This window comes from Methylocystis sp. MJC1 (genome assembly GCF_026427715.1).
Taxonomy (GTDB): Bacteria; Pseudomonadota; Alphaproteobacteria; order Rhizobiales; family Beijerinckiaceae; genus Methylocystis.
In genome coordinates this window covers 953,076-977,152 of the sequence record NZ_CP107558.1, presented here as the reverse complement: position 1 = coordinate 977,152, position 24,077 = coordinate 953,076, and the positions used below count along the sequence as shown (strand labels likewise).

The following is a 24,077-nucleotide window of genomic DNA, read 5'->3' as shown; positions in this document are numbered from 1 at the left end:
TTTAGATCACGTAATCGAAGGAATCATAAGCCAGGCCGCGCAGGAGCTGGTCCATGTCCCGCGCCGGCAAGGCCCTGGGCTCGACGCCGACAACCTTCGCCGGCGCGCCCGCCACGATGGAATTCGGCGGCACGGGATGCAACACGACCGAGCCCGCCGAGATGCGCGAACAAGCGCCGATCTCGATGTTGCCGAGAATCTTCGCGTCCGCGCCGATCATGACGCCGCGCCTGACCTTGGGATGCCGGTCGCCGGCGATCTTGCCGGTGCCGCCGAGCGTCACGCCGTGGAGGATGGACACTTCGTCCTCGACCACAGCCGTCTCGCCGACGACGAATCCGGTTGCGTGATCGAGGAAGACGCCCTTGCCAAAGCGCGCCGCCGGATGAATGTCGGCCGCGAGCGCGTCCGAGGTCCGGCTCTGGATATAGAAAGCGAAGTCGCGCTTGCCCGCGCGCCACAGGGCATGGGCGAGGCGCGACGCCTGGATCGCGTGATAGCCCTTGAAATAGAGCAGAGGCTCGATGAGCCGCCGACAGGCCGGATCGCGCTCGACATATGCCGCCGCATCCAGGCGAAAGGCCTCGCCAAGCCCGGGCTCGCTCTCCAGCGCCGCAAGAAAGGCGTCGGCGATGGCGGCGGCGTCGAGCGCCGAGGCCCCGAGCCGGCCGCTAACCCGATGGATCACCGCCTCCTCGAGACTATGGCGGTTCAGAAGCTCGCCGATAAACAGAGGAGCGAGCGCCGGATCGAGACGCAGCGCATCCTCCGCCTCCTGTCGCATATGCGCCCACATGGCGTCGCCGCGCGCGCAAAGGGCGGAGAGCTCTTCGGGCGGGCGCGGCTCCATCGAGGGCGTCACTCCGTTAGAATTTCACTTGCGGCGGCTGCTGGGCCGCGTCGCTTGCAGAAAACTCCGCCATGGGCTTCGTCCCCGCGAAGAAGGTCTTGGCCCAAAGTAGCGTCGGGAAGGTGCGCAGCGAGAGGTTGAACTCGCGCACCGCCTCGATGTAGTCCCGCCGCGCGACGTTGATGCGGTTTTCCGTGCCTTCGAGCTGCGACTGCAGCGCCAGGAAGTTCTGGTTGGACTTGAGGTCCGGATAGGCTTCGCTCACCGCCAACAGCCGTCCCAGCGCGCCGGTCAACTGCGCCTGCGCGTCCTGGAACTGCTTCATTTTCTCCGGGTCCGTGAGGGTCGAAGCGTCGATCTTCACCGAGGTCGCCTTGGCGCGCGCCTCGACGACGGAGGTGAGCACGTCCTTCTCCTGCTTGGCGTAGCCCTGCACGGTGGCGACGAGGTTCGGGATGAGGTCGGCGCGGCGCTGGTACTGGGATTGCACCTCCGACCACTTGGCTTTGGCGTTTTCCTCAAGCGTCGGAATCGTATTGTAGCCGCAGCCCGAAAGCGACAGGGCGGCGACAATCGCGACGACGAGGGCGCGCCACCGGGACGTGAGGCTCATATGCATCTCCGTAAAGTCGGGGCGAGGCGCCGCCCGCGCATGCTTCGACAGGCGCAAACTTAAGGGCTCGTCAAAAGCATGAAAAGGGCGCGCGTTTCGTTTAGAATGGTCTGAGAAGGAAACAGCTATGGTTATAGACGACATCATCGGCAATTTCGAGCTGCTCGACGAGTGGGAGGATCGCTACCGCTATCTCATCGAGCTCGGCCGCACGCTCGAGCCGCTGCCGAAGGTAGCCTATACGGACGAAAACAAAGTGCGCGGCTGCGCCAGCCAGGTGTGGCTGGAAACCACGCAGGGGCAGGACGCCGCCGGCGCGCCGATGCTCACCTTCCGCGGCGACAGCGACGCCCATATCGTGCGCGGCCTCGTGGCGCTGGTGCTGGCGCTCTATTCCGGACGCCGGGCGCAGGAAATCATCGACACCGACGCCGCGCCGCTGTTCAAGCAGCTTGGGCTTGCCGAGCATCTGACGCCCCAACGCGCCAATGGGCTGCGCTCCATGGTGGAGCGGATCAAGAGAGAGGCGCGCGAGGCCGCAGCGGCGTAGCGACGCTAAAAGTCGCTCGCGACCCCTTTGACCTCCCAGTCGCCGTATCGCGCCGGATCGAGGCCGCCCCGGCCGCCGCGTTCCTCTCGAGCGGCCGCTTCCGTAGCTGCGGCGTTTTCACGCGCCTGCGCCTCGGCGAGCGCCCGCTGCGCGGCGGGCGGCATATCTTTTATTGCTTGGGCAGGCTTCACGTCGCCGCCCGTCCCTTTGGCCTGAGACATATCCGGCTCCTGAGCGTCTCGCCCCTCGACCGCGCCTTGTGCTATGATTCGCAAAGCGGGGCAGCGGAGAGACCGTTTGAGCGACAGTAGATCATTCGGGCGGTCGAAACCATCGCGATACTCCTCACGTCAGGGTTTCGTGCCGGCCGAGGCGGCCCGCGAAGCCGAGGCGGCAAGGACCCCCGGCCTCCCCGCGCGTCTCGCCGCCGCCAGCATCATCGGCGACGTCATTCAGGGCGGCCACCGGCTGGACGAATGTTTTTCGCCGCAGGCCGTGCCCAACCGCCTCGCGGGCCTCGAGCCGCGCGACGTGGCGCTGACGCGCTCGATCGCCACCGTCTCGCTGCGCCGGCTCGGCGTCATCCGCCACGCGTTGGGCGAGCTTCTCGAAAAGGGACTGCCGCGTCAGGCCGGGCGGCTCGAATATACGTTGATCGCCGCCGCCGCCCAGCTTCTCTTTCTGGAGGCCGCCGACCATGCGGCCATCGACCTCGCCGTGCGGGCGACCAAGCTCGAGCCCAAGACCGGCGCTTTTGCCGGCGTGGTCAATGGCGTGCTGCGCAATCTCGTGCGCCGGCGCGACGAGTTTCTTGCGCTCGCCGCGAACGGCGAGCATGACGCGCCGCCCTGGCTCGCGCAGCGCTGGCGCAAGGCCTATGGCGAGGCGGGCGCCCGGGCGATCATCGCCATGCATATGCAGGAGGCGCCGCTCGACGTATCGGTGAAATCCGATCCTCAAGGATGGGCCGAGCGCCTCGACGGCGTCGTGCTGCCGACGGGCTCAGTGCGGCTCAAGACCCGTACGCCGATCACGGAGCTCGACGGCTACAGCGACGGCGAATGGTGGGTGCAGGACGCCGCCGCCGCTCTGCCGGCGCGGCTGCTTGCGACGAAGCCCGACGAACGCGTGCTCGATATGTGCGCGGCGCCAGGCGGCAAGACCGCACAGCTCGCTCTCACCCGCGCCCATGTGGTTGCGCTGGACCGTTCCGCCGAGCGGCTCAAGCTTCTGGCCGCCAATCTCTCGCGCCTCGACCTCCATGCCGATGTCGCGGTGGCCGACGCCACCGGCTATCAGGCGCAGCCTTTCGACGCGATCCTCATCGACGCGCCCTGCTCCGCGACCGGAACGTCGCGGCGCCACCCGGACGTGCCTTGGACGAAGAAGCCCGGCGATATAGAGACGCTCTTCGCCTTGCAGGCCAAAATGCTTGCCCGCGCGGCATTGCTGACAAAGGCGGGAGGCCGCCTCGTTTATTGCACCTGTTCGCTGGAGCCCGAGGAAGGCGAGCAGCAGATCGCCGCCTTCCTGCGCCGCAACCCGGATTTCCGCCGCGAGCCGGTGACGACCGCTGAGGGGATCCCCGCCGAGTTCATCAACCGCGACGGCGACCTGCGCACTTTGCCGAGCTTCTGGCCGAATGAGGATCCGCGGCTTGCGGGGATCGACGGCTTTTTCGCGGCGCGGCTGGTGCGGCAGGCCTAGGCGGCGGCGCGTGTGAAATTCATGTATCAATCTCATCACTGAAACGACCCCACCCTTGATCCCTCCCCGCAAGGGGGAGGGAGGCGGCTCGCGCCCCAGATTGCCAAGGTGATCACTAATGGCGCCGCTTCTTCCCCCCCACGGAGTGGATACTCGATGACGGCAGCGCTCTACCCCTCTCCCAGCGCGTGCGCGGGGAGAGGTTGGGTAAGGGGCGTGGGGATGAGTGGAAACGAAAAACGCCGCAGGGCCCCTTGAGTGCGCGGTCCACGCCCGGGCTCATCCCCCGGCCCCTCACCCGGCCTCTCCCCGCAAGCGGTGAGAGGAGCAGATGTCGCCTCTCCTTGTCGCAGGCCGAGAAAACGCAGGGGAAAGAGTTGCCCCCGTGTTAGAAAATCCCGAGACTGTATAGAGATACACAAAAGGACTCATTCCCAACAAATATGCGACCTAGCTTCCGCTCCGCGCCGAGTCGAATAGGCAAGACTTGGCCGGATGGAGTTCACATGACGACGAATATTCACGCCACAAGGTTAATTGCTTACGTCTGCTTCGCCGCTCTCGCCACGCTGCCGGGCAGCGCCCTGGCCGATACGGCGACCTTCACCGCGGCGCCGGTCTCAGGCTGCCCCGACTGCACCGCCAAGGATACGACCGGCCTCGTCGTCTACGCCAATGGCACGCTGCTGCCGAATGGGTGGGACGTAAAGACCAGCAGCAGCGGGCTCTATATCGCCAATCGCATCGGCGGCTATTTCAAGCTGCCCGGCAAGACCTTCGATCTCACGGGGCTGAAGCTCTTCGCGACGAATGCTCTCTCCAGCACGACGGCGCCCGTGACCTATACGCTCTACGCCTTCCACCCCGGCAATCCGATCGCCGATCAGGTGCAGGTGACGATCAATTCGCGCGTCGTGAGGGACGTGCCGCTGACCGACACGCGTCTCCTCAATCTCGATTCGGTGTTCGTGCGCTTCGGACCGGAGATCGGCTACAGCTACTTCATCGAAACGCGCTTCACGCCGCATTGATGTAAAGCCGACGCAAGCCTCTCGCCCGCCGAGACGGCCGCTTTGCGGCCTCCTCGGCGCGAGGGGCTTTGGCGCCGGCGCATGAGCTTCTTCGACAGGGTGAGAAGCGCAAATGATCGAGAAATTTCCCGCCGCTGAAAGGGATGTGTTGCTTGGTGTCAAAGGGGTTGGCCCGAAGGTCGTGGAGCGGTTCGAGCAACTCGGAATCCATACGCTGCAGAAGCTTGCGAAGCAGGATGCGTTAGCGATCTGTGAGAAGAACAGCCCACAAGCACGGGACGCAGTAACGGCAGCAATATCCGCCGCACAATCGGCTTCGCGGAAAGTGAATGGCGAAAGCTGAGGCATGCACAACTAATTTTGCGGCGGTCGCCACTCCTTGCTTGGCGTTCGAGTCAGCTGAGCGTCACCTCAAATTCTCTACCGGGATCCGAGCTAGGATTGCATCGACAAGCCGGGCCGGGAGCAGCGATCCAGCACGGATCAAGAAGTACAGCAGGCGAGGAAAAACAATCTCGCATTTTCCTTTTTCAAGTCCTCGCCGGATAATCGCAGCGGCGCGCTTGGCGCTCAAGGCCATTGGCTTGGGCGACGACAACCCCGCGTTGAAAGGCGTTTCTACAAAACCAGGTACGATTAACGTGATCGACACGCCATGCTTGTTGAGCGAGGCGCGCAGAGATTCGGCGTAAATGTGAATCGCAGATTTTGTTGCGCAATAAGCAGGAGCATAAGGCAAGCCTCGAAGGGCAGCCATGGACCCCATCAGCGCAATCTGTCCTTTCCCTCTGGTGCACATTTGGGGCGCGATCGCCTGCACGGCACTTAAGACGCCAAAGACATTTATCTCGAAAATTGAAGCCGTTATTTCCACCGATTCCATTATTTCTCCTTCAGATACGACTGCAGAAACTCCTGCATTGGCGATCAAAAGGTCAACATTGTACTGTCGATCCATTTTCAAAATGAACTCGCACAATTTCTCCGCGTGTCGAACATCGATGGCGCCGATCTCGACAGTAGCGCCGAATGAACGGCACTCCGCGGCCGCCTCCTCAAGCTGACGCACATCTCGTCCGACCAGAATGAGCGTCTTTCCTCGCTGCGCGTATGAGACGGCGAGCGCCTTCCCTATCCCGCTGGAAGCACCCGTAATCAGTATCGTTTGGGGAGGCGTTACCATCATTGATCCTCAGAAATCAGGGCGCCACGGCGGAGGCCAAGGAATTTAAGGTCAAGTTAAAGGTCCCCGCAAGATAGATTTCCAGCACAAGCTTTGGCTTGCTGAGAATTATAAAACTCAGGATAGAGAAGTCTCTATTCACCGAAGACTGGGAATAATTTCAATAAAAAACACTTTGATTAGCTGCGCATTGCGTTGACAGCCCCGGATTTATGCGGCTAAAATTTTGCAAATTCGGAAGTAACTCGAACCACCCTGCGGGCGAGGCGTAAAGCGCGAGGTGGGCGAGATATTTGTCGTCGCAATTACAGTATAAAAATCACGCTAACTTTATGAGGGCCACGCGATGCGCCTATTTCGCAATTTGCTCATTTGCGGCTCCTCGGCGCTGGCGATCGGATTGGCAGACAAAGCATCGGCTCAAAGCGCTGGATTAGCCTTGCCTCCCGGCCAAATCGTCACAGGGCCGATCGTGCTGGGGCAAGCCTTCTGCAGAACGACCAAGGCTTGCGTCGGCATGATCGGGTCGCCCTCCATCTCGAATGGTTTCGACGCAAATCAATATTTGCTCAATAGCAACCCGCCGATCGTGAATCCGCTCGTGACGCCGTCGACGCTCTCTTACACCGAATCCACATCGTCGCCGGCGGTGGTCGTCTTGACCACCGCCCCCACGCAATATGTGCGTTTCTATTCAGGAAACAGCGTTCTCGGAAACTTTATCGCCGGCACGAATGCGGTGCGCGGACTGACCCCCGAGCAAGTAAGGGATGTGCTTGCGCTGCCCGGCACGCCCACGATGCAGACGATCGTGCAGGTCCCCGCTGGAACCTGCCTTCTCGTCGGAACGGCGGGGCCGATTCTCAATGCGCAACCTCCGGCAAGCCCGATCGGCGTCTGGGGACGCGGCGGCGCGCTGCAGGAATTCATCATCGGCAAAAGCGCGGTCCCCGGATGCGGGCCAGGCGCTCAGCCCGTGTTCCTGTCCGCCAGCAGTTTCGTCAATGGGCAGCCGATCGGCGCCTTCGCTCTCGCCTATGTGCCGCGCGCCGGCGCTGGCAACGCCGGAGCGGTCGCCTTCGCGCTCGATCACGCGCTTCCGCCGCCTTTGTTCAGCGACATGGACTCGATCTACAACGCGCTCGACCTGCTGAATTTCGGCGATCCCGCAGCGCTGCGCTCGGCTCTCACTCAACTCGACGGCGAGGTCTACGCCGATCTGCCGTCGGTCTCGATCGGCGTTTCGCGGATGTTTCTCGACATGGTGCGCGCCCAGACCCATTTGGCCCGAGTCACCGGCGTCGGAGGGCTGCGGACCTGGATCAGCGGTTTGGGCGGCGGCGGCGCGGTCTATGGCAATGGCGACCTCCACGGCGTCAGCTTCAGCGGCGGCGGCGTCGCCGTCGGCGCGGATTATCGCCTGACGCCCGAACTTTTGGCAGGCGTCGCCTTGAGCTATATGCGCAGCTCCTTCGGCCTCAATGGGGCTTCGGGAAGCGGCGGGCTGGATAGTTTCGCTGTCACTTCATACGCCGGCTACGCGGCCGGGCCTTTCTATGTCGACGGCGCGCTTGGATATTCCTACAATCGTTTTGGCGTGGGACGTAACATTGTCTTTCCAGGCGTTTCGCGCGGCGCTTCGGCGAGCGTCTTTGACAATGTTCTTCTGTCGCGCATCGAGGCCGGATATCGCTTGCCGTTCAGCGAGCGGATAAGCGCAACCCCCTTCGCGTCGTTGCAAGGCATTATGGCCGCACAGAACGGCTTCGCCGAGAATGGGGCGGGCGCTATCAATCTCAATGTGGCCGGCCGAACCGCAGCATCCGCCCAAAGCACGCTCGGCGCCGAGCTCACCTATGATTTGCCGCTGACGCTGGCGAAGCCTTTGAGCTTTTCGGCGAGAGCCGGCTGGATGCATGATTATGCGGACGTCCGTCGCAGCGTGATGGCGAATTTCCAAGGCGCCTTGGGTTCGAACTTCATCGTCAACGGCGCGCGCTGGCCGCGAGATTCGGCGGCGGTCGGCGCTCGTTTGAGCCTGCCGGTAGACAGCGCAAATATCTTTGTCCGTTATGACGGCATGGTCGCGAGCAGCGCCGCCATTCATAGCGCGACGGGCGGGGTGCAAATTGCGTTTTAAACGTCTAGCGCTATTTTGGTTGAATTAGGCTGCATACCCTCAAAATGCTTATGGAACAGAAATGGACGAGTCTTATTCGATACGGGAGCTGAGCGAGGAAGAGTTTAAGCCACTGTTCGACAAACACAAATTTTCGATGTTCGCGGACGTCCACAGTTATGACATGCAGCACATTCTAACTGACGCCGAACAACAGCGAATCAAAGAGCTAGAGGAAAATCTGGGCACACCCTACAAGCTCTACCTCGGTGTTTTCGACATCAATAACGAATTTGTCGGTTGGAGTTGGGGGAAGCAGGAAAGTGCGTCTACGTTCTACATGGTCAGTTCCGCCATTCTCAAAATACATAGGCGTAAAGGACTTTATAGCGCCTTGATCGCACATTGCATCGAGAGACTTTCGAAGGCCGGTTTCCAACTGATTTATTCTAGACATTGCGCCACGAATAACGACGTTATAATTCCCAAGCTAAAACGTGGATTTATCATCTCAAAAATGGAACTCGATGACAAGTATGGCGTTTTAATACACTTACATTATTACACAAATAGCTGTCGTCGTAGAATAATGGATTACAGATCCGGACAGGAGATACCTGATATAAAAATCAAACAAGTGTTTGGTCTGGTATAGCGCCACGTCCTTATAGCGCTCTCTGCCGCCCCAGCTAAATACGCTGAGCTAGCCAAATTGTATGACGTCCACAGGCCTCGTCCTCGACCGCATGCGCGACGACGCGAAATCCATTCTCGTCGAGCAGAGTTCGGTATTCGTCGGCGTCCAAGCTCGCGTGAAACAGAGGTTCGCCTTCGAATGCTCCCATTGCAACGCCGTGGCTGGGTCCCGAGGTGAACATCAAGGCGGCTCGTGGCGATGCGTGATCACGAAAGATAGGAAACATCCTTCTTTGGTCGTCAGGACACAGGTGGAAAAAGCTGTCCCATGCAAGAAGTCCGTCAAAACGCACGGACAGCGACAGGGAGCGCATGTCGGCCACCCGCCAGCTTTGGTGGGGCAATGCGCCTCTACACAAAGCGATCATCTCGAGAGAAGAATCGATCCCCGTTACGGCGCAGCCGCGCTCAACCAAATAGCGGCTTATCGGCTCGCCGGACCCGCAACCGATGTCGAGAACGGCAGGCTGGCGGGGCATTAGACCGATAAAACGATCGAGCCAGCCCGCCTCCATGAGCTGTTTAGCTGCACGCCCCCGCTTCTTTGCCCAAGCTTGTGCGTGTCTCTGGTAGAGTCCGATAATTGCTTCGGAAGCGTCACTCATACTGGTTAGGTTGCCATGTGAATGCGGGCACCGGAGTCCCTTGCACCCGTCGATCACTCCGTCGCAAATGGCCTGAACGCCTCAACGACGTCCAAATAAACCTGCCGCTTGAAAGGCACGATCAAATCGGGAAGCGTCGCGAGCTTCTCCCAGCGCCAGTCGTCGAATTCCGGCTTGTGCTTGCCGCCACCCGGCGCATGAATGTCGATCTCGCTCTCCGGCCCCACGAAGCGCAGCGCGAACCAGCGCTGGGTCTGGCCGATATATTTGCCGCTCCAGCGCTTATTGGCCTCGGGCGGGAGATCGTAGGAAAGCCACAGTGGCGCCTCGGCGAGAAATTCGACGCTGGAGACGTTGGTCTCCTCCTGCAGCTCGCGCAGCGCCGCCTCATAAGGCGTTTCGCCCTCGTCTATGCCGCCCTGCGGCATCTGCCAGAGGTAGGGCTCCGCCGTTTGGTCGAAGGTCCCCTTGGCCTTGCGATGGCCGATGAAAACGAGGCCCTCGGCGTTGATGAGCGTCACGCCGACGCAAGGACGGTAACGGCTATCGGCCGCGTTCATCGGATTTGACCCATATCTGCGGCGGCTCCGTTCAATGTTTTCTGCGACAGCACGGCCGAGACCGGCGCCAGCGCAATGCCGCGCCGCTCCAGATCGCGCGCAAAGCGGGCGACGCGCACGATTGCGGCAGGCGTGGCGTTGGCGAAGCCGATGGCCGCGCCCTTGTCGCGCGCCGCCGCTTCGAGCTGCGACAAAGCGGCGTCCATGGCTTGCGGCGTGTTGCGCTGGTCGATGATGACGTCGACTCTGGCGTTGGGCAGCGAGAGCTTGGGCGCGAGCTTCGCGGCGAGCGATTGCGGCGCGGCGCCGTCGTCGAGGAAAAACAGGCCGCGCTGCGCCAGCTCGCTCAAGGCGCCATAGATCGCCGTCTCATCCGCCATGAAGCGTCCGCCGAGATAGTTCATCACGCCCGCATAACCCGCGAAGCGGCTCATCAGCCAACGCAGATCGTCGAGGCCGCCATCCTGCGCGCTCGTGACGAGCGTATGGGGGCCGGGGTTGTTCTGCGGATAGTCGAAGGGCTCCATGGGCGCCTGCAGCAGCGCTTCATGGCCGCGCGCGCGGGCCTGCGCCACGAGTCGGTCCAGGTTTGCGCCATAGGGCGCGAAGGCGAGCGTTACGCCCTCGGGAAGCTGGTCGATCGCCTCCAGCGACGATTGCGCGTTGAGCCCGACACCGCCGATGACGAGCGCGATGCGGGGGGCACCCGGCTTGATCGTCGCCGCAGTGACGAAGGGACGGGAATAGACGTCCATCGGCCGCGCGCCTTCGGCGCCGATCTTGGGCAGCAGGCCATAGGGCCCCTTCTCAGTCACGCGGCGGTCCGGCGCCGGCGCGAGCCGCACCCCGGAGGCGGGCTCGACCCGGATGATTCGCGCCGTCGAACCCTCGCCGCCATGGCGGGTGACCTTGACGCCGGAGAGCTGCTCGATCTCGCTGATCCCCGCGTCGTCAGAGAATTGCCCCTGTGGCTGCTCGACCGCGGCTGTTTGCGGCTGGGACGGCGGCGCGACGGGCGCAGGCTCCGGCGGCTTGTAGGGCTCGATCCTGGCGACGGCGTAGGGTTCGCCGCCAAAAGGATCGCGCGGGAGGAGGTAAAGCGCTGCGGCGCCCGCCGCCGCCAGCGCGCCAGCCGCGTAAGCAAGCGGGCGCCGCAGGTCGCGCTTCGCAGGCCGGGGCGTCTCCCGCCCAAGGGGCTGGTTCAATTCATCGGTCATAAAGGCGGGCGCTCGCGGGGCGAATCATCTTGCCTACATTGTGACGGCTGAGCCGCAACCCGTCGAGACGCTCACAGCGCCCCATCCGCCTCCATCAGCTCCAAAAGCATGCCCTCGCGCAGGCCGCGATCGGCGATGCGCGTGCGCGCGGCCGGGAACATCTCGCGGATCGCCTCGAAAATCGCGCAGCCGGCAAGCACGAGATCGGCGCGCTGCGGGCCGATGCAGCCATTGGCCACACGCGCCTCGAAATCCATGCCGCGCAGGCGTTCGATCGCCCTGGTCGCCTCGGCGTCGGTCATCCACAGCCCGTCGACCCGCCAGCGGTCATAGCGTTCGAGCCCCAGATGCACGCCGGCGAGGGTGGTGACGGTGCCCGAGGTGCCGAGCAGATGGAAACGGGAGCAGCGCCGCACCTCGGCTGTCTCGCGCACGAAATGCTCCAGGGCATCCAGGGCGTAATTTTTCATCGCCACGAAGGTCGCCGCGTCGACCACCCGGCCGCCGAAATGTTCGGCGAGCGTGACGACGCCGAGCTCCAGCGAGGTCCAGCTGTGAAGCTCACGATTGTCCGTGGGGGACGACGCGCGGGTCAGCCAGACGAGCTCGGTCGACCCCCCGCCAATATCGAAAAGGAGAACGCTCGCGGCTTGCGGATCAGCGAGCGAGCCGCAGCCGCGCGCGGCGAAGCGCGCCTCCGTCTCGCGGTCGATCACCTCCAGCTCGAGGCCGGTGCGCTCGCGGACCCGGGCGACGAATTCCTCGCCATTGGCGGCGCCGCGGCAGGCCTGGGTGGCGACGAGCCGCGCGCGCGTCACGCCGCGGGCCTCCATCTTGTCGCGACAGATTTCCAGCGCGACGATGGTGCGTTCGATCGCCGCCTCGCTGATGCGGCCCGCTCGGCCGAGACCCTCGCCAAGGCGCACGATGCGCGAGAAGGCGTCGATGATTCGCAGGAATTCAGAGGCGCGCCGGCGGGCGCGCCGTTCTGGCCGAGCGATCAGCAGGCGGCAATTATTGGTGCCGAGATCGAGGGCGGCGTAGGTGTGGCCGTAGCCATGCGCGGCGTGACCGTCGCTGGCGACGTCAACCGAAAACGCAGCCTGCGCCCGCGCCGCGTGGCTAGCCGCCTCCAGACCTGGCCCCGCATAAGCGGGCCGCTCGGTCCCTGCCAAATTCCTGCTCCCGCGATAAGCTTCGTCGCGTTTCGCCGCCCCCGCGACCCCATTCGCGTCAAACCTCTTAATTGCCGGAATGCGGACCCGGCCGCAAGAGGGGAGCCGCCGACGCGATCGAGCGCTCCGCTTTACCGAAAGGCAAAATTCGAGCCCATCCTCCGTTAGCCAACGCCTTTAGCCAACACCTTGCGCTCGGAGAAAGGCGAGCATGCGTCCCCAGGCGTCATGCGCGTCGCTCTCGCGATAGCTCGGTCTATAGTCGGCAAAAAAGCCATGCGGCGCGTCGTCGTAAACGATGATATCCGCCGGCGCGCCGGCCGCCGCGAGCTTTTTCTGCATTTGCTCGATGACATCGCGAGGGATGGACGGGTCCTCGCCTCCATAGAGCCCGAGCGTTTGAATCTTGATCTCTCCCGCAATGTCGATCGGCCAGCGCGGCTGCTCGGCCGTGCGCTGCCCATCGAGGCGCCCGTACCAGGGAACACATGCCAAAAGCGCAGGATTATGCGCGGCGTAGAGCCAGGCGATGCGCCCGCCCCAGCAGAAGCCCGTGACGGCGGCCCGCGCCGCATCGGCGCCCTTGCCCATGGCGAAAGCCAGCGCTTCATCGAAGATCGTCATTGCTTCCGCGTCGGGGACTTTGGCGGCAATCGCGCGAAGGGCGTCGATGTCAGGCGCCGCCATGGGGTCGCCATAGCGAACGAGGTAATCCGGCGCGATTGCAAAAAAACCAAGCTTGGCGAGGCGTCGCGCGACGTCGCGAATATGCTCGTGCAAGCCGAATATCTCCTCGGCGATGAGAACAACCGGCAGGCTCTCGCCGCCCTGGGGCTTGGCGAAATAGGCGGGGGCGTCACCAGGAAGCCGCGCAAGGCCGGTCTCGAGACCCTCGGAATCCGTACGGATCGTGTGCTCAGAAGCCGATCCCGCAGCGGCGGCGAAGCCATGGCCATGCTTGTCTTTCATCAACGCTCCGTTTCTTGCCCACGCCAAATTGCGCGCCGGCGCTCCCCCCTGCAAGGGGCCCTTTCGCACGGCGAAACTAAGCCTTCTCTTCGACTACAAAAGGGCGTATATCGCGGCGCCGTTTGAGGGAGGGAGACCTTTCGCGGCGTGAGGGCCGAGTTCGCGTTTATCCGAAAGCTCATGGTCGAGCCGCTCCCAGGGCGCCGCTCTGCGCGCTATATCCGCTTTCCCGAAGGGACGTTTCATGACGCAGCAATCGGGCGCGGAAATGCGGACGCTCCCGCCTACCCAGGAGCCACCTCGCCAAGAGCCCCCTGGCGCGCCGCAAGAGGCGCGGGCGGATGACGTGCACGAACGGCGCCAGGGTCGGCTCATCGGCCTTATCGTCGGCTCGATCGGCGTCGTCTACGGCGACATCGGCACGAGCCCGCTTTATGCCTTGCGGGAGTCGCTCGCCCATATCGTGCAAGCCGACCTTTTGACCGAAGAGGCCGTCATCGGCGCGCTCTCGCTGTTAATTTTCGCGCTGATCTTCACCGTCACCATAAAATACGTCGTCTTTCTGATGCGCGCGGACAACCGCGGCGAGGGCGGTACGCTCGCGCTCATGGCGCTGGCGGAATCGTCGATCGGTGGAAAATCGCTCCTCGTGTTTCTGCTGGGCGTCGCCGGCGCCGCGCTGTTTTCCGGCGACGCGATCATCACGCCGGCGATTTCCGTGATGTCGGCGATCGAAGGGCTGGAGCTCGTCACCCATCGTTTCAGCGCTTTCGTGATCCCGGCCACGATCTTCATCCTTGTGACCCTGTTCTGGGCGCAGAGTCACGGCACGGCGCGGGTCGCGGCGCTGTTCGGCCCGGTGATGATGATTTTCTTCGTGACGATCGGCGCGCTGGGGGCGACCCATATTCAAGACGCGCCGCAGGTGCTGAGCGCCTTCAATCCCGCGCTGGGCGTCGCCTTCTTCGCAGAGCACGGCTGGCTCGGCTTCACCGTGCTCGGCTCGGTCTTTCTGGGCGTCACCGGCGCCGAGGCGCTCTACGCCGATATGGGACATTTCGGGCGCCGCCCGATCCGCGTCGCCTGGCTCACCTTCATCCTGCCGGCGCTGCTGCTCAATTATCTCGGCCAAGGCGCGCTGATCCTGTCGCGGCCCGAGGCGATCGGCAATCCCTTCTTCCTTCTGGCGCCGGAATGGGGGGTGTTGCCGCTCGTCATCCTCTCGACGGTCGCGACGGTCATCGCCAGCCAGGCCGTCATCACCGGCGCTTTTTCGATCTCGCGACAAGCTGTGCAACTTGGCCTGCTGCCGCGTCTCGAGATCACCCATACTTCCGCGTCGCAGGAAGGGCAGATTTATATCGGCAAGGTGAACCGCCTGCTTCTGGTCGGCGTGCTGCTGCTGGTTGTGGCGTTTCGCGGCTCCTCGGCGCTGGCTTCCGCTTATGGCATCGCGGTGACGGGCACGATGGTCGTCACAACCGCCCTCGCTTTCGTCGTGGTGTGGAAAAAATGGGGCTGGCCGGTCTGGCTTGCGGGGCTCGTCGTCGCGGCCTTCCTCACGGTCGATCTCACCTTCCTCGCGGCCAATCTTCTGAAGGTCGCCGAAGGCGGCTGGGCGCCGCTCGCCCTCGCCGCCTGCGCCATGATCGTGATGTGGACCTGGGTGCGCGGCACGCGCCTCCTCGCCGAGAAAACGAGCCGCGACTCCATTCCGATCATGGATCTCATCACCATGATGCAGAAGTCGAAGCCCACGCGCGTTCCCGGCATGGCGGTCTTTCTGACAAGCGACCCCAATGTTGCGCCGGCGGCGCTTCTGCACAATCTGAAACACAATAAAGTGCTGCACGAGCGCGTGCTGATCATTTCGGTCAAGACCGAAAACCGCCCGCGCGTTCCGCCCGAAAAACGCTACGAGCTCACGAGCCTCTCGGAAGACTTCTGCAGCGCGATCCTGCATTTCGGCTTCATGGAGAGCCCGCGCGTCCCCGCCGCGCTCGCCGCCATGCGCAAGGCGGGGTTCAAATACGACATCATGACCACGAGCTTTTTCCTGGGCCGGCGCATCATCAAGGAGAGCCCCGCCTCCGAAATGCCGGCCTGGCAAGACAAGCTTTACGTCGCTCTGACAAGACAGTCCGCGAATGCAACGAACTTCTTCTCAATTCCTTCCGACCGGGTCGTCGAGCTCGGCGCGCAATTAACCATCTGATCCGCTTTTTATCGGAGACGGTAAATGACAAAGCATATCCAGATCGGCGCGGCCGAAGCTCAACCGGCCGGCGCGGAAGGCGCCGAGCATGGCAAGCATTCGACTTCAGCGCTGATCCTGGGCTCCATCGGCGTCGTTTACGGCGACATCGGCACGAGCCCGCTCTACGCCCTGCGCGAGTCGCTTTCGCATAGCGTGAAGGCCGACGCTCTGACCGAAGAAGCGGTGATCGGCGCGATCTCGCTCCTCATTCTCGCGCTCGTCTTCACTGTCACGCTGAAATACGTCCTCTTCCTGATGCGCGCCGACAACCGCGGCGAGGGCGGCACGCTGTCGCTGATGGCGCTCGCTGAATCTTCCGTCGGCGGGCGTTCGCTCGCGATCTTCCTGCTGGGCGTCGCCGGCGCGGCGCTCTTCTCGGGCGACGCCATCATCACCCCGGCCATTTCGGTTCTGTCGGCGGTCGAGGGTCTGGAGCTCGTCACCCATCGCTTCAGCGACTATGTGCTTCCGATTACCCTATTCATCCTCATCACCCTCTTCTGGGTGCAGAGCCATGGCACGGCGCGCGTCGCGACCCTCTTCGGCCCGATCATGGTGGTCTTTTTTGCCGCCATTGGCGCGCTGGGCGCCATGCATATCGGCGACGCGCCGCAGGTGCTCTGGGCTTTCGATCCGCGCACCGGCGTGAGCTTCCTCCTCAACCACGGCTGGCTCGGCTTCGCGATCCTCGGCTCGGTGTTCCTCGGCGTGACCGGCGCCGAGGCCCTTTACGCCGACATGGGCCATTTCGGTCGCTTTCCGATTCAAGCCGCCTGGCTAGGCTTCGTGCTGCCGGCGCTGCTGCTGAACTATCTGGGCCAGGGCGCGCTCATTCTGTCGAATCCGGAAGCGGTCAATAATCCCTTCTTCCTGCTCGCGCCCGATTGGGCGCTGCTGCCGCTCGTTCTGCTCTCGACCGTCGCGACCGTCATCGCCAGCCAGGCGGTGATCACCGGCGCCTTTTCCATCGTGCGTCAGGCGATTCAGCTCGGCCTGCTGCCGCGCCTCGAAATCACCCACACCTCGGAATCGCAGGAAGGGCAGATCTACATCGGGCGCGTCAACCGACTGCTGCTGCTGGGCGTGCTGCTGCTCGTCATCGTCTTCCGCAGCTCCTCGGCGCTCGCCTCGGCCTATGGCATCGCCGTCACGGGCACGATGGTGGTGACGACCAGCCTCGCCTTCATCGTCGTCTGGCGCGACTGGAAATGGCCGCTGTGGCTGAGCGTCGGCGTGATCGCCTCCTTCCTGACCGTCGATCTCGCCTTCCTCGCCGCCAATCTCCTCAAGATCGTGGATGGGGGTTGGGCGCCTTTGGCGCTCGGCGCCTGCTCGATGATCGTGATGTGGACCTGGGTGCGCGGCACGCGGCTGCTGATCGAGAAGACTCACCGCGACTCGATTCCGCTGGCCGAGCTCATCCCGATGCTCGAGAAATCGAAGCCGATGCGCGCGCCGGGCACGGCGATCTTCCTCACCAACGACCCGAATGTCGCGCCGACCGCCCTCATGCACAATATCAAGCACAACAAGGTGCTGCATGAGCGCGTGCTGATCTTGTGCGTGCGCACGGAAAACTGCCCGCGCGTGCCGCCACAGAAGCGCTTCGAGCTGACGAAGGTCTCGAACGACTTCGATATGGCGATCCTGCATTTCGGCTACATGGAAAGCCCGCGCGTGCCCGCCGCGCTCGCCCTGATGCGCAAGGCCGGCTACAAATACGACATCATGACCACGAGCTTCTTCCTCGGCCGACGGACGATCAAGGAAAGCCCCTCGTCGGAGATGCCGCCCTGGCAGGACAAGCTCTACGTCGCGCTGACAAAACAGTCGGCGAACGCCACGGACTTCTTCTCGATCCCGTCGGACCGCGTGGTGGAGCTCGGGGCGCAGGTAACGATCTGAGTTAATGCAGACATGGTAAACGAGGCCTCAGTCTGGCAACAGAACTCAGGGCGAAGTTCGATATGAAGAACAGATACAAGCAATACTATTGTCTGCCCGGCAGGATATCGTCCTCTAGGCTAATATATGATGATGGATCTCTGCGGATCGAAGGACGTGACCAGTCAGGATCTGTCCTCATTGAATTTTTGTTTGAAGAAGTGCTGCTTGTTCGCATAACTGACGAGGGAATACGCCTTAAATTGCAGAGAGATTTGGGAGCGAAACGTGCTATCGCTTTTTTGGACGAGCAGAGCGACTTGACTGACTGGCTTCGACAGGAAAGCCTTTGCACTCGTGATTTTGAGGGGGTAAAGCATTACATATTGTTTATTGGTGAGGAGGCTTTCGACGTTGTATCGTCGTCTGAGCCCTTAATTTCACAGGGGCCTGTCCAACCCGGCTCAATTTCCCCGCCGTGAATCCTTTCAACTCTGTGGAAATAACGTGCCGGGCCTTAAGCCAGCCGGGAAAATCGAGGCGTCGCCAACCATTGGGGCCCCTCCCTCCTCGTCATAAAGAGGTGGACGGAACGCTGGCCACGGAATAATCAGCACCCACGCTCTCTCCTCTCCCGCTTGCGGGCGAGAGTGGCCCCAGCGTGAGCGGGGGCCGGTGAGAGCCCGCATCGGCCGCGCATCCGCGCGGCGCCTTCTCCGGCAGGAGAAGGGGGGAACCGAGAGATCGCCGCCAATATGTCCACCCGTATCGACGACCGTTTCGCCGCCCTGAAATCCGAAGGGCGCGCCGCTCTCGTGACTTTCGTGATGGCGGGCGACCCTGGCCCCGTGACCTCGCTCGACATCCTCAAGGCGCTGCCGGCCGCCGGCGCCGACGTCATCGAGCTCGGCATGCCCTTCACCGACCCCATGGCCGACGGCCCGGCGATCCAGGCGGCGGGGCTCAGGGCGCTCAAGGCCGGCGCGACGGTGAAGGGGACGCTGCAGCTCGTCAAGGATTTCCGCGCCGGGGACAACGCCACCCCCATCGTGCTGATGGGCTATTACAATCCGATCTATGTCTACGGCGTCGATAAGTTCCTCGCCGACGCCAAGGCGGCGGGCGTGGACGGGCTGATCGTCGTCGATCTGCCCCCGGAGGAAGACGCCGAGCTCTGTGTCCCGGCACGCGACGCAGGGTTGAATTTCATCCGCCTCGCCACCCCCACGACCGACGACAAGCGCCTGCCCAAGGTGCTCGCAAACACCTCAGGCTTCGTCTATTATGTGTCGCTGACTGGCATCACCGGCGCGGCGCTCGCGGATTACGCCGGCGTGAGCGAGGCCGTGAAGCGGATCAAGGGACATACGAAGCTGCCGATCGCGGTGGGCTTCGGCGTCAAGAACGCCCAAAACGCCGCCGAAATCGCCCGTTACGCGGATGGCGTCGTGGTCGGCTCGGCGCTGGTCGAGGCGTTGAAGGCGTCGCTCGACGAGGGCGGCAAGGCAACCGAAAAAAGCGTCGAGGCCGTGACCTCTCTCGTTGCGAGCATTGCGGCCGGAGTACGGAGCGCACGGGCGGCGCCCGGCGCGTCCCCGGCCAAGAACGGCGGCGCATTTTCCTGGCTCAAGAGGCTTTGGGCATGAACTGGTATTCCAACGTCGTTCCGCCGAAGATCAAAGCCCTCATCAAGCGGGAGGCGCCGGAAAATCTTTGGGTGAAATGCCCCGAGAGCGGCCAGCTCGTCTTCCATAAGGACATCGAGGCCAATCTCTATGTCGTGCCGAGTTCGGGCTATCATATGCGCTGCCCGGTCGACGTGCGGCTGACCAATCTCTTCGACAATGGCGAACTGGAGCTTCTGCCGACGCCCGAAGCGCCGGTCGACCCGCTGAAGTTCCGCGACATCAAGCGCTATGTCGACAAGTTGAAGGAATATCGCCTCAAGACCGGCGCCCAGGACGCCGTGACGCTCGCCACGGGCCGGCTCGACGGCTCACAGGTGACGGTCGCCATTCAGGACTTCGAGTTCCTTGGCGGCTCGCTGGGCATGGCGGCCGGCGAGGCGATCGTCGCGGGGGCCGAACACGCCCTCGCCAAGCGCACGCCCTTCATCATCTTCACCGCCTCCGGCGGCGCCCGCATGCAGGAAGGCATGTTCTCGCTGATGCAGATGCCGCGCACGACGATCGCCGTGCAGCGCCTGCGCGACGCGCGCCTGCCCTATATCGTCGTGCTCACCAATCCGACGACAGGCGGTGTCACCGCCTCCTACGCCATGCTGGGCGACGTGCAGATCGCCGAGCCAGGCGCCATCATCGGCTTCGCCGGCGCCCGCGTCATCGAGCAGACCATTCGCGAGAAGCTGCCCGAAGGCTTCCAGCGCGCGGAATATTTGCGTGATCACGGCATGGTCGACATGGTGACCCCGCGCCAGGAGATGCGCGATACGCTCGCGCGCCTGTGCGGCCTGCTCACCAAGACGCCGCCGCGCCGCGCCGCCTGATATACGAAAGGCGCGGCACCATGGACGCGATTCTGTCGCGACTCCTCACCCTTCATCCAAAGAAGATCGACCTGTCGCTCGGCCGCACCGAGCGGCTGCTGGAGGCGCTCGGCCGTCCGGACCTGCGTCTGCCGCCGACGATCCATGTCGCCGGCACCAATGGCAAGGGCTCGACCATCGCCTTTCTGCGCGCCATCCTGGAGGCGGCCGGACAGCGCGTGCATGTCTATACCTCGCCGCATCTCATCCGCTTCAACGAGCGCATCCGGCTCGGCGCGGAGGGCGGCGGCAAGCTTGTCGACGACGCACGCCTCAACGCCATTCTGGAGCGCTGCGAGGACGTCAATGGCGGCCAGCCCATCACCTTCTTCGAGGTGACGACGGCGGCCGCCTTCTCGCTCTTTGCGGATAATCCTGCCGACTGGCTGCTGCTCGAAACCGGACTCGGCGGGCGCTACGACGCGACCAACGTCATCAAGAACCCCAAGGCGGCGATCGTCACTTCGGTGTCGCTCGACCACATGGAGTTCCTGGGCGATAGCGTCGAGAAAATCGCCTATGAGAAGGCGGGCATTTTCAAGCGCGGCGCCCCCGCCATCGTCGGCTTCCAGCCGGAGGGGGCGGAGAGAGTGCTAGAGCGCGAAGCGCGCCGCGTCGGCGCCCCGCTCTGTGTCGCCGGACAGGATTTCTACATCCGCGAGGAGAATGGAAGACTCGTCTTCGAGGATGAGCGCGGGCTGCTCGATTTGCCCCTGCCCCGTCTCCCCGGACGCCACCAGCATCAGAACGCCGCCAACGCGATCGCGGCGCTGCGCGCCGTCGCGCCCGATCTCCCGACCTCCGCCATCGAGGCCGGCCTCACCCGCGCCGAATGGCCGGCGCGGCTCCAACGGCTGGTGCGCGGCCATATCGTCGATCTCGCGCCCGTCAATGCGGAAATCTGGCTCGACGGCGGGCACAATGAAGACGGCGGCCGCGTGCTGGCCGAAGCCATGGCCGAGTTCCACGACCGCTCCCCCCGCCCGCTGGCGCTGATCTGCGGCGCGCAGACGACCAAGGACGTCCGCGCCTTGCTGCGGCATTTCTCGGGCCTCGCCCGCGAGATGGTCGCCGTGCCGGTCGAGGGCGAGCACAAGAGCTGGCCGCCGGAAGAAGTCGCCGCGCTCGCCAGGGCCGAAGGCATTGCTGTGGCGGCCTACGCCAACAATGTCGAGGAGGCGCTGCAAATCCTCGCCTCGCACAGCTTCGACCAGCCGCCGCGCGTGCTGATCGCCGGCTCGCTCTATCTGGCGGCGGCGGTGCTCTCGGCCAATGGGTCGCAGATCGAGTAGCCCGCGCGGCAATTCACAGAAGTGACAAGAGCGTATATGGAGAATCCGCCGCGCGCGGAGTTCTTCCTTCTGCCGCTTGCGGGAGAAGGCGTCGCCGCGAAGCGGTGACAGATGAGGGCGGCCCTCACCCGACCCCTGCTGACGCAGGGGCCACCCTCTCCCGCAAGCGGGAGAGGGGAGAAAGCTGCCGCGAATAGTTTCTACCGGAGCCCGAATAAATGACCCTGATGTTGGCCAGCGTTCTGTCGCGAGAGGAGGCGGAGACCGCCCTCGCCTATGGCGCCGACATCATCGACTGCAAGGACCCTATCCGCGGCGCGCTGGGCGCGCTGCCGTTGGCGCAGGTCAAGGAGATCGTCGCCGCTGTGGCAGGCCGGCGCCCGGTCAGCGCCGTCGTCGATCTGCCGCATGACGTGGCCCACGCCCGCGAGGCCTTCGAGGAAGCAATCGAGACCGGCGTCGATTATGTGAAATTCGCCCTGCCCGCGACGCCCGACGCCGACGAGATCATTGCCGCCCTCGCGCCGATCGCCAAGCGCGTGAAGCTCGTCGCCGTGCTTTTCGCCGACCTGCGCCCGGATTTCGAGCGCCTGCCCGCGCTCGCCAGAGCCGGCTTCCACGGCGCGATGCTCGACACGGCGCATAAGAACAACGGCCGTTTGATCGACATCATGACGGTCGGCGCGCTTTCCGAATTCACCGCCAGCTGCCACGAGCTGCGTTTGGCTGCGGGCCTCGCCGGCGCGCTGGAGCCGCCGGACGTCCCGCGCCTTCTTGTCACCGGCGCCGACGTCATCGGCTTTCGCGGCGCGCTCTGCGACCATGGCGACCGGCAGGGCGCGCTCTCCGCACAAGCTGTCGCCCTCCTGCGCGACCTCATCCCGACGCGCCCCGATGTCGTGGAGGAGATGGCGGCCGAATGGGCGCTCATCGCCCGCGGCTTCATGCAGCCGCCGGGAGCCAACGACACGGATTGCGTCTTCCTGCACGACTATGTCGTGCCGATGGAAGTCGGCGCCTATGCGCATGAATATGGCCATACGCAGCGCGTGCGCTTCAACGTCGACGCCGAGGTGACGCGCGCCGAAATCTCCGACGACATGCGCGCCGTCTTTTCCTATGACGTGATCATGGACGCGATCAAAATGATCCTCGCCAGCGGCCATGTCGCCATGGTGGAAACGATCGCCGAACGCCTCGCCGAAAGCGTGCTGCTGCACGAACGCGTGCGCACGGTGACCGTGCAGGTCGAGAAGCTCGACGTCGCGCCGGGCGCGGTCGGCGTGAAAATCCGCCGTGAGCGTCATGACCATCGACGCGCGCTGCCGGATTGACATGACGACGCGCGCGCCCCTCCTCGTCGCGAAGATCGGCGGCAGTCTCCATGACTCGCCCAATCTCGCGCGCTGGATCGACGCGTTGAAGCGCTGGCCGCATCGTCTGACGCTCGTTTGCGGCGGCGGCCCTTTCGCCGACGCCGTGCGCGCCACGCAGCCGACGCTCGGATTTTCTGAAGGAGCCGCGCACGCCATGGCGATTCTCGCCATGGAGCAATATGCGTTGGCGCTCTCCGACCTCTATGGCCTCGCGCTCGCGGCGACGCGCGAGGAGATCGACGCGGCGCATAGGCGCGGCCAGATCGCTTTGTGGCGCCCTTCGAACATGGTCGCGGACGCCGCCGACATCACGCCCGGCTGGGATGTCACCTCCGACAGCCTCGCCGCCTGGCTTGCGCAACGAACCGGCGCGGATGCCCTGCTGATGGTCAAAAGCATCGATATCGGCGCCGATTCTGCTTTGGAATGCATCGTTTCGGCCGGCATTGTGGATGCGGCCTTTCATGACTATGTCGACGGCATGCCTGTCTACGTCGCCGGCCCACGCGCGCTCGCCAATGCGGGCGCGCTCATGGCTGGCGGCGCCCTGCCCGGCGCGCCTGTCGCTTCCGCAACACAGAAGATTGCTTCATGACAAAAAAGAAAGACGTCGTTTCGCCGCGTTGGGGATGGGCGCTCACGGGCTCGGGGCATTTCTTCACGGAATGTCTCGAGATGATCCGCGGCCTCGATCATTGCGACCTTTTCGTCAGCAAGGCGGCGGCGGAAGTCGTGCGGATGTATAAGCACGACCTCGATCTGCCGGACACGATCCGCATCTTCAAGGACACGACCGCGAGCGCCGCGCCGGTCGGCAATTTCTACTACAACGTCTATCACACGCTCGTCGTCGCGCCCGCGACCTCGAACACGGTCGCCAAGGCAGTCGCCGGCATCTCGGACAATCTCGCCACAAACGTCTTCGCGCAGGCCGGCAAATGCCGCGTGCCGACCATCGTCTTCGCCTGCGACACCGCGCCGGAGCTGGAGACCCGCGCCCCCAAGGGCATGGTGATGGTCTATCCGCGCCGCATCGATCTGGAGAACACCGACCGGCTGAAGTCCTTCGAGGCGACGCAGGTCGCCGAAAGCCTCGCCGCGCTGCAGGAGGCTGTGGAGCGGCGCAAGCGCGAGCTGACAGGGCAGAGCTGAACCCGTCGATCCGTGGTGTGGCGCCGTCATCGGGCCGGTGTCGCAAAGCGAGCGATCGGGAATCCAGAGCAAAACCAGCGCTTTTGTGGTTCTGGATTCCCGGTCGGGCCTTCGGCCCGCCGGGAATCACAGCGCCCCATGCGAGCCGTTCAAATGGAAACGGTACGACTCCCTTAGCCCTCGAGACGGAGGATCGGCCCGCAAAGCAGGCCGGGTTGGGGTAAAGCCCCTACTTCATGCTAAATCGGATCGTAAGGTAGTTGGGCAAATGGCGATCTGGCGTGGTTGATCCCCTT

The 24,077-nt window shown here is 63.7% G+C and carries 23 protein-coding genes; 14 read left to right on the top strand and 9 right to left on the bottom strand.

What is annotated here, in order from left to right:
• Position 1: 1 nt before the first annotated feature.
• Together cysE and OGR47_RS04740 are read right to left on the bottom strand one after the other, a co-directional pair.
• Positions 2–850, bottom strand: a complete 849-nt coding sequence (cysE, locus tag OGR47_RS04745; protein WP_165054768.1) for a serine O-acetyltransferase — start codon at positions 848–850, stop codon at positions 2–4.
• A gap of 16 nt (positions 851–866) precedes the next feature.
• Complete coding sequence (locus OGR47_RS04740; RefSeq protein WP_165054771.1) at positions 867–1,463, bottom strand: LemA family protein; 597 nt, start codon at positions 1,461–1,463, stop codon at positions 867–869.
• A 127-nt stretch (positions 1,464–1,590) separates the two neighbouring features.
• Here OGR47_RS04740 and OGR47_RS04735 point away from each other — a divergent pair, with 127 nt between their 5' ends.
• Complete coding sequence (locus tag OGR47_RS04735; protein WP_165054774.1) at positions 1,591–2,013, top strand: SufE family protein; 423 nt, start codon at positions 1,591–1,593, stop codon at positions 2,011–2,013.
• 5 nt (positions 2,014–2,018) lie between these two features.
• On the opposite strand, the gene OGR47_RS04730 is transcribed toward OGR47_RS04735, so the two are convergent.
• On the bottom strand, positions 2,019–2,234 hold the full coding sequence (locus OGR47_RS04730; RefSeq protein WP_165054777.1) for a DUF1674 domain-containing protein: 216 nt from the start codon (positions 2,232–2,234) through the stop codon (positions 2,019–2,021).
• 139 nt (positions 2,235–2,373) lie between these two features.
• Here OGR47_RS04730 and OGR47_RS04725 point away from each other — a divergent pair, with 139 nt between their 5' ends.
• From OGR47_RS04725 to OGR47_RS04715, 3 genes are all read left to right on the top strand, one after another.
• Positions 2,374–3,720 (top strand): RsmB/NOP family class I SAM-dependent RNA methyltransferase, encoded by a 1,347-nt coding sequence (locus OGR47_RS04725; RefSeq protein WP_246729793.1) that lies wholly within the window; start codon positions 2,374–2,376, stop codon positions 3,718–3,720.
• 506 nt (positions 3,721–4,226) lie between these two features.
• The gene (locus OGR47_RS04720; protein WP_165054782.1) at positions 4,227–4,751 is read left to right on the top strand and encodes a hypothetical protein; all 525 of its coding nucleotides are present in this window, start codon (positions 4,227–4,229) and stop codon (positions 4,749–4,751) included.
• A 112-nt stretch (positions 4,752–4,863) separates the two neighbouring features.
• Positions 4,864–5,094 carry a helix-hairpin-helix domain-containing protein gene (locus OGR47_RS04715; protein WP_165054785.1) on the top strand — a complete coding sequence of 77 codons (231 nt, stop codon included), beginning with the start codon at positions 4,864–4,866 and terminating at the stop codon, positions 5,092–5,094.
• A 63-nt stretch (positions 5,095–5,157) separates the two neighbouring features.
• Here the strand turns inward: OGR47_RS04715 and OGR47_RS04710 are convergent, their stop codons facing one another.
• Positions 5,158–5,937 (bottom strand): SDR family NAD(P)-dependent oxidoreductase, encoded by a 780-nt coding sequence (locus OGR47_RS04710; protein ID WP_165054788.1) that lies wholly within the window; start codon positions 5,935–5,937, stop codon positions 5,158–5,160.
• Positions 5,938–6,373: 436 nt separating this feature from the next.
• Here OGR47_RS04710 and OGR47_RS04705 point away from each other — a divergent pair, with 436 nt between their 5' ends.
• A complete protein-coding gene (locus tag OGR47_RS04705) occupies positions 6,374–8,074 on the top strand; it encodes an autotransporter outer membrane beta-barrel domain-containing protein (RefSeq protein ID WP_165054792.1) in 1,701 nt (566 codons plus the stop codon).
• Between the two features lie 61 nt (positions 8,075–8,135).
• Entirely contained in the window at positions 8,136–8,708 is a 573-nt protein-coding gene (locus OGR47_RS04700) for a GNAT family N-acetyltransferase (RefSeq protein WP_165054793.1), read from the top strand.
• 34 nt (positions 8,709–8,742) lie between these two features.
• Here the strand turns inward: OGR47_RS04700 and OGR47_RS04695 are convergent, their stop codons facing one another.
• The 5 genes from OGR47_RS04695 to OGR47_RS04675 form a co-directional block, all read right to left on the bottom strand.
• Positions 8,743–9,354, bottom strand: coding sequence for a class I SAM-dependent methyltransferase (locus tag OGR47_RS04695; protein WP_165054795.1), 612 nt, complete (start codon positions 9,352–9,354; stop codon positions 8,743–8,745).
• 53 nt (positions 9,355–9,407) lie between these two features.
• On the bottom strand, positions 9,408–9,914 hold the full coding sequence (locus tag OGR47_RS04690) for an RNA pyrophosphohydrolase (protein ID WP_165054797.1): 507 nt from the start codon (positions 9,912–9,914) through the stop codon (positions 9,408–9,410).
• Entirely contained in the window at positions 9,911–11,131 is a 1,221-nt protein-coding gene (locus OGR47_RS04685; protein ID WP_165054799.1) for a divergent polysaccharide deacetylase family protein, read from the bottom strand. Before OGR47_RS04685 ends, OGR47_RS04690 begins: the two co-directional genes overlap by 4 nt.
• A 71-nt stretch (positions 11,132–11,202) precedes the next feature.
• Entirely contained in the window at positions 11,203–12,306 is a 1,104-nt protein-coding gene (locus OGR47_RS04680) for a Ppx/GppA phosphatase family protein (RefSeq protein WP_165054801.1), read from the bottom strand.
• Positions 12,307–12,483: 177 nt separating this feature from the next.
• Positions 12,484–13,275, bottom strand: a complete 792-nt coding sequence (locus tag OGR47_RS04675) for a dienelactone hydrolase family protein (protein ID WP_165054802.1) — start codon at positions 13,273–13,275, stop codon at positions 12,484–12,486.
• Between the two features lie 244 nt (positions 13,276–13,519).
• On the opposite strand from OGR47_RS04675, the gene OGR47_RS04670 reads away from it, so the two are divergent.
• From OGR47_RS04670 to OGR47_RS04635, 8 genes are all read left to right on the top strand, one after another.
• The gene (locus OGR47_RS04670) at positions 13,520–15,490 is read left to right on the top strand and encodes a potassium transporter Kup (RefSeq protein WP_165054804.1); all 1,971 of its coding nucleotides are present in this window, start codon (positions 13,520–13,522) and stop codon (positions 15,488–15,490) included.
• Positions 15,491–15,514: 24 nt separating this feature from the next.
• Positions 15,515–17,437, top strand: coding sequence for a potassium transporter Kup (locus tag OGR47_RS04665; RefSeq protein WP_165054806.1), 1,923 nt, complete (start codon positions 15,515–15,517; stop codon positions 17,435–17,437).
• Positions 17,438–18,171: 734 nt separating this feature from the next.
• Positions 18,172–19,062: a tryptophan synthase subunit alpha gene (trpA, locus tag OGR47_RS04660; protein ID WP_165054808.1), complete on the top strand. Its 891-nt coding sequence runs from the start codon at positions 18,172–18,174 to the stop codon at positions 19,060–19,062.
• Positions 19,059–19,922 carry an acetyl-CoA carboxylase, carboxyltransferase subunit beta gene (accD, locus tag OGR47_RS04655; protein WP_165054809.1) on the top strand — a complete coding sequence of 288 codons (864 nt, stop codon included), beginning with the start codon at positions 19,059–19,061 and terminating at the stop codon, positions 19,920–19,922. Before trpA ends, accD begins: the two co-directional genes overlap by 4 nt.
• A gap of 20 nt (positions 19,923–19,942) precedes the next feature.
• Positions 19,943–21,253 carry a bifunctional folylpolyglutamate synthase/dihydrofolate synthase gene (locus tag OGR47_RS04650; RefSeq protein WP_165054811.1) on the top strand — a complete coding sequence of 437 codons (1,311 nt, stop codon included), beginning with the start codon at positions 19,943–19,945 and terminating at the stop codon, positions 21,251–21,253.
• A gap of 218 nt (positions 21,254–21,471) precedes the next feature.
• A complete protein-coding gene (locus tag OGR47_RS04645) occupies positions 21,472–22,587 on the top strand; it encodes a (5-formylfuran-3-yl)methyl phosphate synthase (RefSeq protein WP_165054813.1) in 1,116 nt (371 codons plus the stop codon).
• Complete coding sequence (locus OGR47_RS04640) at positions 22,559–23,224, top strand: uridylate kinase (RefSeq protein WP_246729794.1); 666 nt, start codon at positions 22,559–22,561, stop codon at positions 23,222–23,224. Before OGR47_RS04645 ends, OGR47_RS04640 begins: the two co-directional genes overlap by 29 nt.
• Positions 23,221–23,781 carry a flavoprotein gene (locus OGR47_RS04635; protein WP_165054814.1) on the top strand — a complete coding sequence of 187 codons (561 nt, stop codon included), beginning with the start codon at positions 23,221–23,223 and terminating at the stop codon, positions 23,779–23,781. The genes OGR47_RS04640 and OGR47_RS04635 overlap by 4 nt, the downstream gene beginning before the upstream one ends.
• Positions 23,782–24,077 lie beyond the last annotated feature (296 nt).